This is a genomic window from Salsuginibacillus kocurii DSM 18087 (genome assembly GCF_000377705.1).
GTDB lineage: Bacteria > Bacillota > Bacilli > Bacillales > Marinococcaceae > Salsuginibacillus > Salsuginibacillus kocurii.
Map to the genome: position 1 here is coordinate 22,606 of NZ_KB898628.1, position 12,914 is coordinate 35,519.

The window sequence follows — 12,914 nt, forward strand, 5'->3', positions numbered from 1 at the left end:
AATAGTCAAGGCAAATAAATATATAGGAAATAGATGAGAGAAGAAGATATAGAGCTTGGCCGCTAAATGGCAGCTAGGTCCACTCTCTTTTCTTATAATGGGAGGGATTATACCTGTTTTGAAAGGCTATGGCATTGTACTAGCATTGGCTAGCGTAGTCCTCCTTATATTTTACACCACAGAAGGCGTTGGGGTTGGCTTTTTAACCTTTTTCACCTTCTCTGTTTTAGGGCTCTTCCAATTAAAACCGCCTCCTTTAATTTGGTTTTTTCTCCTTCTGGTAGTTTCTTTCTTTATTCTTCGAATGGAAATATTTCCTCCCTATCAAGCCTCCATGCTGAATCCTGAAAACTCTGACGTAACTGGCGTTATCACAAGCAGCCCTGAAGAAAATGGGAATCAGATCTCTTTTACTTTGCGAGACATAGAAACGAGCGAGGAAGTACGTGTTCAACTAGTTGCAAGCAATATAGAAGAGTTAGAAGAACTTCAAGCGAGCCAAGCCGGGATGATGTGTAGTATAGAAGGTGAATTTGAAAAGCCGTCGCCGGCAGTTAATTTTAAGGGGTTTGATTATCAGCAATTTTTAGAAAGGCAAGGCATTTTTTATCAGTTTTACGGCGAAGTTAATGAACATTTTAGTTGTGTCACTGAGGAGCTAGGAGTTACAGACCACTTACTCCGCTTCAGACAAGCGGGCGTACAAATGATTAGAGAACATTTTCCTGACGAGTCAGCAGGAATGGCAGCAGCTTTATTATTTGGGGACCGCCAAGACCTAGCTCCAGAAATAGTAGATGCTTATCAAGAAACTGGCATTATTCATGTCTTGGCCGTGTCTGGCCTGCATGTCGGCCTTATTGTTGCATTTAAGTATCAATTATTGCTGCGATTAGGGTTGACAAAAGAACGAGTCATGGAAGTATTGATCGCACTATTGCCAGCTTATATAGTAGTTGCAGGAGGTGCCCCATCGGTAATTCGAGCCAGCTTTATGGCCATGGCTGTATTTCTTTGCTTACGTTTTAAAATGAAATTACATCCTCTTGATGGTGTAAGTATAGTTGGCATAGTCATGTTGTTCATTGACCCGTACATGTTATATCATATTGGTTTTCAATTATCATTTACCATTACGATTGCTCTTATAATTACAAGCCCTGTTGTGTTTAGGAAAACGGGGGGTTATTTTCAACGTCTCATCCTGGTTTCATTCATTGCTCAACTAGCAGCCACTCCGTTTTTAATTTACCACTTTTATCAATTTTCATTGCTTAGCCTCTTGTTAAACCTCATTTTCGTCCCTCTCATTTCAGTCGTTATTCTCCCTGCTTCATTTGGTTTCTTCTTCTTATCTCATCTCTCGCTGGATTTCTTATCGTTAATGAAACCTCTGAATGCTTCTCTCCACTACATTCATACTGCTCTTTTAACTGTGCACGAGACAAACATTGGCATCGTTACGCTTGGCAGGCCGTCAAATATCGTGCTTTTGCTGATAAGTATATCGGTGCTTTTGTCCTTGGTTTGTTTTGAAAAGGGTAGAAAAGCATTTTTTCTTTCGTTAATTGGGGTAGCTGTAACTCTCGGCATTCAATATGTAGCCCCTTATTTTGACAGCAGTGCACGTGTAACCATGTTGGATGTCGGCCAGGGAGACAGTTTTCTTATTGAACTTCCCTATCGACAGGCCGTTTATTTAATTGATACAGGAGGGTCCCTTCCATTCGAACAAGAAGAATGGGAAGAGCGGGAGCGTCCCTTTGACCCGGGGCGGGATGTGGTCGCTCCTTATTTAAAAGCTCAAGGTATACGTTCACTTGATAAAGTAATTATCACTCACGGTCATTGGGATCATTATGGAGGCATCTTTTCATTGTTAGAAGAGGTTGAAGTTGGGAAGGTGCTGTATGGCAATGTGCCAATTGAAGAAGCAGGAGAAGAGTTATTGTTTGAAACGCTATACAACGAAAGGGTCGCAGTAGAACCCGTCAAAGAAGGTGACCACTGGACAGCAGCAGAACAGGTATTTTATGTGCTGTCGCCAGTTGGAGATGAATCCTCTCTGAACGAACGTTCAATTGTGCTCTTTACAATGTTTGCAGAAACGAGCTGGTTATTTACCGGCGATTTGGAAGCGGAAGGAGAACAGCGGTTAGTACGAGAATATCCTGGCTTAAAAGCTGACGTATTAAAAGCAGGACATCATGGAAGCCGGACCTCTTCCAATCCCTATTTTTTAGAACAATTAAATCCGAGGCTTTCTCTAATCTCGGCGGGGCGCAACAATCGATTTTCCCATCCGCATACAGAAGTGCTCGAAGAAAAAGTAAAGCGAAATATAAAGATACTGCGCACAGACCAACACGGAGCAGTTCGCTTCACATATGATAAGAATGGAACACAAACAATTGAAACATCAATTTCTCCAAACTAAAACAAGGACCTTCTCTGAACGTATACAAGGAAGTTTTTGGCATAAAAAAAGATTGCCCGCAAATGGGCAACCTTTTACAAGTTACCGACAACATCAACAGCTGTTGCGATAACAAAAATGGTAGCGAAGAAGCCAAAGGAGACCACAAAAGCCACGATCGAATCATTCAGGTCATTGCGTTTACTTTGGACGTCTTTTTCGAATTCGTTATTCATGTAAAATCCCTCCTCGCTCATGTCCTAGTATAAGTCAAGCTCTTAAAAAAATCCATAACGTTCATCAATTTTGCCATTGTTCAGTTAAGAGAATGTGAACAATTTCATTCGAAATTGCCACATTGAGCTTATATGCAGCTAGTGGACAGGAGGAGACGACGAATTTGACCCATCTCGAGACCCAATAAGCCAATTAATTCTTATACGAGGAGATCAAAGGAAAGCTTGGTTGCTTGCACCATGTCAGGAGTTGTCACCGATATTTTTTGGTTGAATAGGATATCATAAAGCGTAATTACATTATGGTCGCGGGCAAATAGGGTTCCTAGGCCTTTTGCCGGCGTTAAATATAGATGGAAAGCGGCCCTCGCCGGCTGCTTTCTTCATTTGTTGTAAAGGCGTTTTTGCAATGGAAATGTTGAGGACATGATCCAATAGGTAGCTTTTGTTCGAGCGCAAGCGAGTTCTTAAATTGGCTACACTCTCTTCTTTTCTTCAGGTAGGAAATCAGCTAAACTGTACATGCGAAACAGTGAAGAAACGGTGGAGAAAGGAGAGATTGGAATTGTCATACCTCGAGGTGAAACAAGACATACAGCAAGGAAAGACACACTCTCTTTATTTTTTTCATGGCACGGAAACTTACATTATTGATGACCTTGTTCATGATTTACTTAAGCAATCCTTGTCTGAAGAAGAACGAGATTTTAATTTATCTATATATGATATGCGGGAAACCCCCGTTGAACTGGCGATTGAAGAAGCTGAAACCCTGCCTTTTTTTGGGGAAAAGCGAGTCGTTGTTCTGAAACATGCCTTTTTTCTAACCGGGCAAAAAACGAAAGAAAAAGTTGAGCATGACCTAAAACGGTTTGAGAGTTATGTAGAAAATCCTTCTCCTGATACTGTTTTTGTTGTTGCTGCTCCTTATGAAAAAATTGATAACCGTAAAAAAGTTGTAAAACGTCTTAAAGCAAATGGAGCTGCGGTGGAGGCAGTTCCACTTTCAGAAGGTGCAATGAAAAAATGGCTAGAGAATATAGTTACTTCTCATGAGCGTTCAATTGATAAAGAAGCTATGGAAATGCTCATTCAACTTACTGGAGCAGACCTCTTAACGTTGGTAAGAGAAATCGAAAAATTAAGTTTATATTGCACCGAGCGTATTGCAATAAATGACGTGCAAATGTTAACTCCCAGAAGTCTAGAGGAAAATGTGTTTACACTAATTGACCAGGCCGCAAAAGGACAGATTGGCCAAGCAATGCAAACCTTCTATGATCTATTAAAACAAAATGAAGAACCCATTCGTCTTGTAGCTCTTTTTGCACGCCAATTTCGAATGATGCTGCACGTGAAAGAACTTTCGACTCGTGGTTATTCGCAGCAAAAAATGGCGAGCGTGCTGCGGGTTCATCCCTATGCAGTAAAAGTAGCTGCTACGCGTGCCTCTTCTTATTCAAAACAAACATTGGAACAATTGTTAGTCGAACTGGCGGAAGTCGATGAGACGGTGAAAACAGGGAAAGTTGATAAGAAATTGGCCCTGGAGTTGTTCATCTTAAAGTTAAAACCACAGGCCTCATAATATCAGCTTGTTTAAAAAGCCGGTGGGGGCTTGGCGGCGTGCCGCCCCTTGATGCTCGAGGTGTTTTCTAGTCCTGACTCTGTACAGCAAGCTGCAATGCGCAGTTCTAGAAAAACGTGTCGCATCTAAGCAAGGCGTCTCCGCTTTTCGATGTCCAGCTTCGCGGGCTAGCGGCTTGAGATCCCTTTCTCCCACACTGCGGCGGCGACAGCCTCCTCGGTGGAAGAGAAGGGCTCTGCGCCGCTGCCCCAGCCCGCTCCGCTTTTCTTATAAAAAAACTCTCCGGCAGTTAAGCCGGAGAGCTTTTACGTCGCGCGCGAAGCAAAAGATTATATCTTACTGAGTAGCTGCATCTAGACGCTGTTGAAGACGAGATTTTGTACGAGCTGCGTTGTTTTTATGGATCATTTTTTTGCTTACTGCTTTATCTAGCTTTTGGACAGCAAGGGGTAATAGGTTTTTGGCTGCTTCGATATCGTTATTGTTGAGTTTTTTCTCGTACTCTTTAATAACTGTGCGCATCGAAGATTTGAATGCCTGGTTCTTAACGCGCTGTTGTTCGTTTACAATTACGCGTTTTCTTGCAGATTTAATATTTGCCATGAGAGTCACCTCCTTCAAAGCCTTTCATATTGCAACATGAGCGATTTTACCAAATGTAAGCGAGATGTGCAATATAAGAATAAATCCTAGATTTTCGGTTAACTTAATCTTATGTAATAGTCATAGAGGAGGGTGAGGCGTGGAACGTTCTGAAGAAAAGGAAACCATTCGTACTGATTTAGCTGTTGAAGCAAAAGATATGGTAGAAGCGGACCCCGAAAATACGGAGGATCAACCAAAAAATCAGGGCGTGGCAGTTGAACATGAGGATGTTGATGGGATAGATCTTGTCCATGTCACGATCGACCCTGAAGCAGAAGAACGAATGGGTAAAAAAGCAGGTCATTATGTAACGTTTGAAGCGCAGGGGATAAGAGATAAAAACACTGAGCTGCAACGCAAGCTTATTCGAACATTCTCCGGTACAATTGCAGATTATTTTGAGAAAAAGGGGATTCAACCAGATCATTCTTGTTTGATAATCGGTCTTGGTAACAGGGACGTTACACCAGATGCGTTAGGTCCCAAAACCGTGGAAGAGATTATGGTAACCCGCCACTTGTTTAAAGAAGCGCCAGAACATGTAGAAGAAGGGTATCGACCTGTAAGTGCAATGGCTCCAGGTGTGATGGGGGTTACGGGGATGGAAACATCCGACATCATTGAAGCCTTGGTAGAGAGGGCCCGTCCAGATTTCGTGATAGCCATTGATGCCTTAGCTTCTCGGTCCCTTGAACGTGTAAATGCTACAATTCAGGTCTCTGATGCAGGTATACATCCAGGAGCCGGGGTACAGAATGAGAGAAAACAAGTGAATGAGGAAACTCTCGGAGTTCCAGTGATCGCAATTGGTATACCAACCGTAGTAGATGCGGTGTCGATTACAAGCGACACGATTGACTTCTTAATCAAGCATATCGGCAAAGAAATGAGTGAAGGTGACGCTCCAGGCCGGAATTTGGCACCGGCAGGGTTAACCTTTGGAGAAAAACCAGAATTAAGCGAAGAGCATATTCCTCAAGCTGAAAACCGGCAAGCCGTGCTGGGGCTAGTTGGAGGATTAGATGAAGAAGAAAAACGACAGCTTATTCGCGAAGTGCTTGGTCCATTGGGCCACAACCTAATGGTCACTCCGAAAGAAGTAGATACGTTTATGAGCGATATGGCCCATGTTTTAGCACAAGGGTTAAATGCTGCCTTACATGAAGCTGTTACACCTGAATCCGCAGGAGCCTATACGAGATAATGTGTAGGCTTCTTTTTTGTGAGACTCTGCTTCGTACATACGTTCACTTTTTTAGTCTAACCTTTGTAAAACGTGCATAGGGTGAAGGGAGGGGGGATATAGAATGAAGCAGGACAAGCGTTCCTCCAAGCCCGTTTATGTGAAGCATCTGCGCTTAAGAAACGTGCTAGGGTTTTTGTTTATAGCGAGCTGCCTGATTTTCTTGTCTATTGCAGCGCTTACCTCATTTGAACAAAATAGGCATTTTTCATCCACAGCATTGCATGATTGGACAAACCAGCTGGATGTTACCATGCTTTTACATGCATACCAAATGGAAAATAAGCATTATGAAAGTGTAGCAGACGAGGCTGAAGCACCTGCTTTGTCTCTAGCTTTTTTCGAAGGCTTAACAAGTGTCAGCATGAGTGCTCCCCGAACGCTTTTAGCTCAGGAACTGCCGGGTTTTTCTAAATTTGAGGGGCGTGTAGCGGTAGCGGGGGAAGGAACAGATATGAGCAATATGTCGATGGAATCGGCCCCGCCGCTCGACATTCTTATGGATGAACGTGAAGCTGCTGCTCCGGTTGAGCCAGAAGACGAAGAACCTGATGATGAAGCGGACAAGCTGGCTGCAGAAGAAGAGGAAACAGACGTTGAAGAAGAAGGAATCACTGAAGATGTACGAGCCCATATTATTCACTCCCATAGCCGGGAATCCTTTTTTCCTGAGCTGGAAGAAGATGCGGAAGTTGCCTTTCACTCAGAACGAAATATTACCCTTGTAGGTGAAAGACTTGGCGATGAATTAGAGGCAAGAGGCATTCCTACAGAAGTAAACACTGATGATATTGAACATAAATTAAATGAGCGCGGCTGGGATTATCCCCAATCGTATGAAATGTCACGGGAGTTAGTTGAGGAAGCAAAGGAGACCCATCAATCTCTTGATTTTTTCTTTGATATTCACCGGGATTCACAGCCTCGTGATATTACGACTGTCACCATAAACAATGAAACATTTGCCCGCATTGTATTTGTCATTGGCGAAAATCATGAAGCATATGAACAAAACTTAGAAATGGCTAAAATGATGCATGATATGATCGAAGAAACTCATCCAGGATTAAGCAGAGGGGTAATTGTCAAAGGAGGACAAGGGTCAAATGGCCGTTACAATCAAGATCTTTCTCCCCAATCTGTTTTAATTGAATTTGGCGGCGTCGAAAATGATTTGCAAGAAGCTTATCGTTCGGCAGAAGTAATGGCTGATGTTATTGCGAAGTACGAGGAAACGGAGGCGAGCATGCCTTGAAAAAACAAGTGAAATTACTAGTGTTTGGGGCTCTTTGTTTACTAGTGGGGATGTTATTTGGTCATTATTACACCTATGAAAAAATTGAACAGCTTAATGTCATGGACAGTCCCGCCCCTCCTGTGGAAGAGGAAGTGGAAACCGAGGAGAGCGAAGATAACGAACGCATGAAAGACCTGTTTAATAAAAGCGAGGATGCGGCGGTAAATGAAAGAACCAACGTGTTTTCTGAGATAGGTAAATTGATTGGCTCAGTAAGCAGAGAATAACACCGGCGCAAAGTTACCAGGACCGGCGATTGATGAAGGGCTTGAGTATTGCTATAATTGTACTCAGTGTCTAGAATTGAGCGAACAGACGTTACAGACGAACAAGATCCTGGTAACGGGTTCAAATTAAGCCGGGAGTGATCCAAGATTATGCCGAAAGAGGATAAGAATGAGCGTCAAAAAAGAATCCGCAATTTCTCTATAATTGCACATATTGACCACGGGAAATCGACGTTGGCTGACCGTATTCTTGAACACACAAAGACGGTAAGTGAGCGAGAGCTGCAAGAGCAAACGCTTGATGCGATGGACCTTGAACGAGAACGTGGCATCACGATTAAATTGAATTCTGCGCAGTTGAAATACGAAGCAAAAGACGGGGATGAGTATATTTTTCATTTAATCGATACCCCCGGACACGTCGACTTTTCGTATGAAGTGTCTAGAAGTCTAGCAGCATGTGAGGGAGCTTTATTAATTGTTGACGCTTCGCAAGGGATTGAAGCTCAGACATTGGCAAATGTTTATTTAGCACTGGATAATGACTTAGAAATCATACCTGTAATTAACAAAATCGATTTGCCAAGTGCAGAACCGGAACGTATTAAAAAAGAAATTGAAGATGTCATTGGCATTGATACGTCTGAAACGGTCTTAGCTTCGGGAAAAACCGGAGAAGGGACCGAAGAGATTCTTGAGCAAATTGTAGAAAAAGTGCCTACGCCGGCTGGGAAGTCAGATGAACCGCTGAAAGCCTTAATTTTTGATTCGTTGTATGACTCTTATCGCGGAGTAATTGCTTACATTCGCGTGGTTGAAGGAACACTAAAGCCGGGCGAAAAGATTCAAATGATGCAGACAGGCAAAGAATTTGAAGTGAATGAAGTGGGCGTATTTAAGCCCAATCCACTAGCTGTTGATGAATTAAGCGTGGGAGACGTCGGCTATGTAACTGCTTCTATTAAAAATGTAGGAGACTCTAGAGTCGGAGATACGATTACTCACGCCCACGCACCAGCAGATGAACCGCTTCCGGGCTATAAACGCATGAAACCGATGGTCTTTTGCGGACTTTATCCGGTAGATGCCAATGACTATTCAGGGCTGCGTGATGCGCTTGAACGGCTGGAATTAAACGACAGCTCGCTTCAATACGAAGCAGAAGTCTCACAGGCGCTTGGTTTTGGTTTCCGTTGTGGTTTTTTAGGGTTGCTTCATATGGAAATTCTGCAGGAGAGAATCGAACGGGAATACGGGATTGATTTAATTACGACAGCGCCAAGTGTAATTTATAACGTTTATCAGCTTGACGGGGAAGTAATAGAAATTGATAACCCGACCAATATGCCTGACCAGCAAAGTGTTCTTGCAGTAGAAGAGCCTTTTGTAAAAGCAAGCATTATGGTACCTAATGATTTTGTTGGACCGGTTATGGAGATCTGCCAGAAAAAACGTGGAGAGTTTAAGGATATGGTCTACCTCGATGAAAATCGGGTGAACCTCATTTATGACCTCCCGCTGACTGAGATTGTTTATGACTTTTTCGACCAGTTAAAATCAAATACAAAAGGCTATGCTTCGTTTGATTATGAACTCATCGGCTACCGCGAATCGAATCTGGTGAAAATGGACATTTTGTTAAACGGCGAACAAGTAGATGCGTTGTCCATTATCGTGCATCGTGACATGGCATACGAGCGCGGAAAAATTATCGTTGATAAACTAAAAGACTTGATTCCACGTCAACAATTTGAGGTCCCTGTCCAGGCAACGATCGGAAATAAAGTGATCGCGCGTTCTACGATTAAAGCATTAAGAAAGAATGTATTATCCAAATGTTATGGCGGCGACATTACGCGAAAACGCAAACTTCTTGAAAAACAAAAAGAAGGGAAACGTCGCATGAAAAATGTCGGAAAGGTAGAAGTGCCTCAGGAAGCCTTTATGTCTGTTCTAAGAATGGACAATGAAGATTGATGTAGTCAGAATAGGTTACAATCAAGGGCTCAACTCTCTTTTGGCTAACCCCGCTCTGTTTTTGGAGAGGGAAAAAGGGGAGTTTAGCCTTTTTGCTTGTACATGGCTTCTTTCACTTCAACAAGCAGACGCTGCGTGATTAAGTAAATCTTACCATTGTTAAAGGACGTGATTTAATGGCAACGTCCCTCTACGTTCATGTGCCTTTTTGTACACACATCTGTTATTACTGTGACTTTAATAAAGTGTATCTTAGCGGGCAGCCTGTTGATGCTTATATAGAAGCAGTCGGCCGCGAGCTGGCTCTTCGTATGAAAGATCAAACAGCCCCTCTTAGAACCATTTATATTGGTGGCGGCACACCGACAGCTCTCTCTGCTGGTCAAATGCAGCGCTTGCTGTCATTAATTGAAGAACACGCTTCGGCTTTTGCAGATGAGATGGAGTATACGGTTGAAGTGAATCCAGATGAAGTGGACCCTGAGCTTTTAAAAATAATGAGCACAAAAGGGGTTAATCGATTAAGCATTGGCGTTCAAACGTTTGAGCCAGAATTATTAAAAACAATTGGACGTACGCATTCCCCTTCACAGGTAGAAGAGACGATCCAATTGGCAAGAAGTTATGGTTTTGATAATATTTCTATTGATTTAATGTTCGGCTTGCCGAAGCAATCGTTGGCTAATTGGCAAGAAACATTAAAAAAAGCAACTGAGTTGGCGGTGCCTCATATATCTGCATATTCATTAAAGGTCGAAGAAAAAACGATGTTTTATAATTGGTGGCGCAATGGCAGGCTGCCACTTCTTACGCAAGAAGAAGAAGCAAAAATGTATGAAGTGTTAGAGAACGAGACGCATGCAAACGGCCTTAACATGTATGAGATCAGCAACTTTGCTAGACCTGGCTTTGAAAGTGCTCATAATAGAACATATTGGCTGAATCAGGAATATATCGGTGTTGGGGCAGGAGCCCATGGTTACCTGAATCGTGAACGTTATGAAAATACCGGTCCCGTTTCTCACTATATTAACCAAGCCGAGGCTGGAGATTATCCTGTTCGAGAGCATCATCTGTTAACAGAAATAGAACAAATGGAAGAGCAAATGTTTATGGGACTTAGAATGATAGAGGGTGTAAACAAAGACATGTTTTATCAAACATTTGGCCAAACGGTTGACGATGTGTTTTCAGCAGCAAAGGAGGAGCTTACTTCTCAAGAATTACTTGAAGAAACCCCTACTCATGTACGTTTGACCAAGAAAGGAAAATTATTAGGCAATGAAGTCTTTGAACGTTTTCTCCTTGGTTAAATAGGGTAAGCTCTAAAAGTGTTTGCGGCATCGTTGACAAAAAAATTAGCGTTTGGTAGTGTATCATTAGATTTAGCACTCGAAAGAATCAAGTGCTAACAGAGGTGATATCTGATGTTGTCGGAACGTCAGCTTTTCATTTTGCGTGCCATAATTGATGACTACACTCAAACAGCAGAAGCTGTTGGTTCTAGAAGCATCTCAAAACGTTCGGATGTTAACTACAGCCCTGCGACGATCCGTAATGAGATGGCAGACTTGGAAGAGCTTGGTTTTTTAGAAAAGCCGCATAGTTCTTCTGGTCGCATACCTTCTCAAAAAGGCTATCGTTATTACGTGGACCATTTGTTATCTCCGCATCATTTATCTCGCTCGGACCTTGTTGATTTGCGGACGTTATTTGCCCAAAAGGTATCAGAAACTGAGGAAGTAATAAAAAAATCAGCTCATGTACTGTCTGAATTAACAAGTTACATTTCAGTAGCTCTCGGTCCTGAAGCCTTTGAAGCTAAACTTAAGCACATGCAAATTGTCCCATTAAACAAAGAATCAGCGGTAGCTATTATGGTTACAGATACAGGTCAAGTTGAGAACCGACCGCTGACATTACCTAGCGAGATGGACATGAGTGAATTGGAAAAGATTGTAAACATTTTAAATGAAAGACTGCAAGGCGTACCCTTGTATAAACTTCATACAAGACTTTATACAGAGGTATTTAATGTGCTCGAAAAGCATGTGAATAATTACCGCAGCTTTTTAGATAGTTTTGAGCAGGCGGTTCGGAGCGAACGACCAGAGAAGGTATATTATGGGGGCAAGACCAATTTGCTTTCTCAGCCTGAATTTAAAGATGTAGAAAAAGTTCGCTTGCTTTTGGAGTTACTTGAAGAAGACGATAAGGTTCACCGCATGCTCTCAACCGGAGAAAATGGAGTAACGGTTCGAATTGGGAATGAAAATGATGTGGCAGCTTTTGAAGATTTAAGTTTAATTACGGCTACGTACTCAATTGCTGGAAAGCCAGTCGGCACCGTTGGTATTCTAGGTCCTACGCGAATGGAATACCCCCGTGTTATCGGTTTACTTGAACACATGTCGAAAGATTTAACAAATGCATTAACAGACCTTTATTATAAGAAATGATAGTGGTATGATTATCAATTGATTGTTGTAAAGTAAGCTCGTTCCTTTTCGAAAAGGAAAATGGTTCATAGCTAACAAGGCTAGATCCTCCCAAGGTCTGCCTTGAGTTTTTCTGTGAAAACTGGCAAGAAATATGATGAAATGAATAAAAGCATGTGCTTTTTTCGTGAGAACATACGGAGGTGAACAGCGTGGCAGAAGCTAAGCGCGAAGAGAACCAGAAAACCGCTGCTGTTGAAAATGAGGAAGAAATTGAAACGCATGAGGCAGATGGTGCCAACGATAATGAAGTCTCTGGCGAGATTTTAGATGCGGAGGAAGACGCTGAAGATGTCACCACAGAGGACGAAGATCCTACAGTTAAGCTTGAAGAAGAAGTAGAAGAGTGGAAAAGCAAAGCAGCTCGCGTTCAGGCTGACTATGAGAATTTTCGCCGCCGGCAGCAAGCAGAAAAAGAAACTTTATCAAAATACCGCTCCCAAAAACTTGGCGAATCTTTACTCCCTGTATTAGATAACTTTGAACGAGCCCTCCAATCTGCACCTGAAGATGAGGCTTCAGCGTCATTTGTGGAAGGTATGGAGATGGTGTATAAGCAGCTCCATCAAGCTCTTGCTGAAGAAGGCATCGAAGAAGTGGAAGCAGAAGGTGCAGAATTTGATCCACATCAACATCAAGCCGTTATGCAAGCTGAAGATGACAATTATGAGTCCAATCAAGTCATTGAAGTGATGCAAAAAGGTTACAAACTAAAAGACCGTGTCATTCGACCGGCAATGGTGAAGGTGAACGCCTAGCGTCACCTGTCTACATAACTTATTAAAAT

11 protein-coding genes are annotated in these 12,914 nt (G+C 42.5%); 9 read left to right on the top strand and 2 right to left on the bottom strand.

Annotation, left to right across the window (positions count from 1 at the left end; translation table 11 throughout):
* The first annotated feature begins 55 nt into the window (after positions 1 to 55).
* The gene (locus tag D469_RS20290; protein WP_083910807.1) at positions 56 to 2,437 is read left to right on the top strand and encodes a DNA internalization-related competence protein ComEC/Rec2; all 2,382 of its coding nucleotides are present in this window, start codon (positions 56 to 58) and stop codon (positions 2,435 to 2,437) included.
* A gap of 74 nt (positions 2,438 to 2,511) precedes the next feature.
* Here D469_RS20290 and D469_RS21690 read toward each other — a convergent pair whose 3' ends face one another.
* On the bottom strand, positions 2,512 to 2,652 hold the full coding sequence (locus tag D469_RS21690; protein ID WP_018923695.1) for a YqzM family protein: 141 nt from the start codon (positions 2,650 to 2,652) through the stop codon (positions 2,512 to 2,514).
* A 565-nt stretch (positions 2,653 to 3,217) separates the two neighbouring features.
* Here D469_RS21690 and holA point away from each other — a divergent pair.
* Positions 3,218 to 4,240, top strand: a complete 1,023-nt coding sequence (holA, locus tag D469_RS0112305) for a DNA polymerase III subunit delta (RefSeq protein ID WP_018923696.1) — start codon at positions 3,218 to 3,220, stop codon at positions 4,238 to 4,240.
* 336 nt (positions 4,241 to 4,576) lie between these two features.
* Here the strand turns inward: holA and rpsT are convergent, their stop codons facing one another.
* Entirely contained in the window at positions 4,577 to 4,843 is a 267-nt protein-coding gene (rpsT, locus tag D469_RS0112315; RefSeq protein ID WP_018923698.1) for a 30S ribosomal protein S20, read from the bottom strand.
* Positions 4,844 to 4,982: 139 nt separating this feature from the next.
* Between rpsT and gpr the strand changes: the two genes are divergently transcribed.
* The 7 genes from gpr to grpE all read left to right on the top strand — a co-directional run bounded on the left by gpr (position 4,983) and on the right by grpE (position 12,885).
* Positions 4,983 to 6,089: a GPR endopeptidase gene (gene gpr / locus D469_RS0112320; RefSeq protein ID WP_018923699.1), complete on the top strand. Its 1,107-nt coding sequence runs from the start codon at positions 4,983 to 4,985 to the stop codon at positions 6,087 to 6,089.
* A gap of 103 nt (positions 6,090 to 6,192) precedes the next feature.
* Positions 6,193 to 7,383 (top strand): stage II sporulation protein P, encoded by a 1,191-nt coding sequence (gene spoIIP, locus D469_RS0112325; RefSeq protein WP_018923700.1) that lies wholly within the window; start codon positions 6,193 to 6,195, stop codon positions 7,381 to 7,383.
* Positions 7,380 to 7,652 (top strand): hypothetical protein, encoded by a 273-nt coding sequence (locus D469_RS0112330; protein WP_018923701.1) that lies wholly within the window; start codon positions 7,380 to 7,382, stop codon positions 7,650 to 7,652. The genes spoIIP and D469_RS0112330 overlap by 4 nt, the downstream gene beginning before the upstream one ends.
* Before the next feature lie 150 nt (positions 7,653 to 7,802).
* On the top strand, positions 7,803 to 9,629 hold the full coding sequence (gene lepA, locus D469_RS0112335) for a translation elongation factor 4 (RefSeq protein WP_018923702.1): 1,827 nt from the start codon (positions 7,803 to 7,805) through the stop codon (positions 9,627 to 9,629).
* A 176-nt stretch (positions 9,630 to 9,805) separates the two neighbouring features.
* Positions 9,806 to 10,942 (top strand): radical SAM family heme chaperone HemW, encoded by a 1,137-nt coding sequence (gene hemW, locus D469_RS0112345; RefSeq protein ID WP_018923704.1) that lies wholly within the window; start codon positions 9,806 to 9,808, stop codon positions 10,940 to 10,942.
* 114 nt (positions 10,943 to 11,056) lie between these two features.
* The gene (gene hrcA / locus D469_RS0112350; RefSeq protein WP_018923705.1) at positions 11,057 to 12,088 is read left to right on the top strand and encodes a heat-inducible transcriptional repressor HrcA; all 1,032 of its coding nucleotides are present in this window, start codon (positions 11,057 to 11,059) and stop codon (positions 12,086 to 12,088) included.
* A 191-nt stretch (positions 12,089 to 12,279) separates the two neighbouring features.
* Positions 12,280 to 12,885 (top strand): nucleotide exchange factor GrpE, encoded by a 606-nt coding sequence (grpE, locus tag D469_RS0112355; RefSeq protein ID WP_018923706.1) that lies wholly within the window; start codon positions 12,280 to 12,282, stop codon positions 12,883 to 12,885.
* Positions 12,886 to 12,914: the final 29 nt, after the last annotated feature.

Bases quoted from the DNA above. Each gene is read 5' to 3' on its own strand.
- D469_RS21690 (WP_018923695.1), bottom strand. From the start codon at position 2,652: ATGAATAACGAATTCGAAAAAGACGTCCAAAGTAAACGCAATGACCTG.
- rpsT (WP_018923698.1), bottom strand. From the start codon at position 4,843: ATGGCAAATATTAAATCTGCAAGAAAACGCGTAATTGTAAACGAACAA.
- spoIIP (WP_018923700.1), top strand. From the start codon at position 6,193: ATGAAGCAGGACAAGCGTTCCTCCAAGCCCGTTTATGTGAAGCATCTG.
- lepA (WP_018923702.1), top strand. From the start codon at position 7,803: ATGCCGAAAGAGGATAAGAATGAGCGTCAAAAAAGAATCCGCAATTTC.
- hemW (WP_018923704.1), top strand. From the start codon at position 9,806: ATGGCAACGTCCCTCTACGTTCATGTGCCTTTTTGTACACACATCTGT.
- hrcA (WP_018923705.1), top strand. From the start codon at position 11,057: ATGTTGTCGGAACGTCAGCTTTTCATTTTGCGTGCCATAATTGATGAC.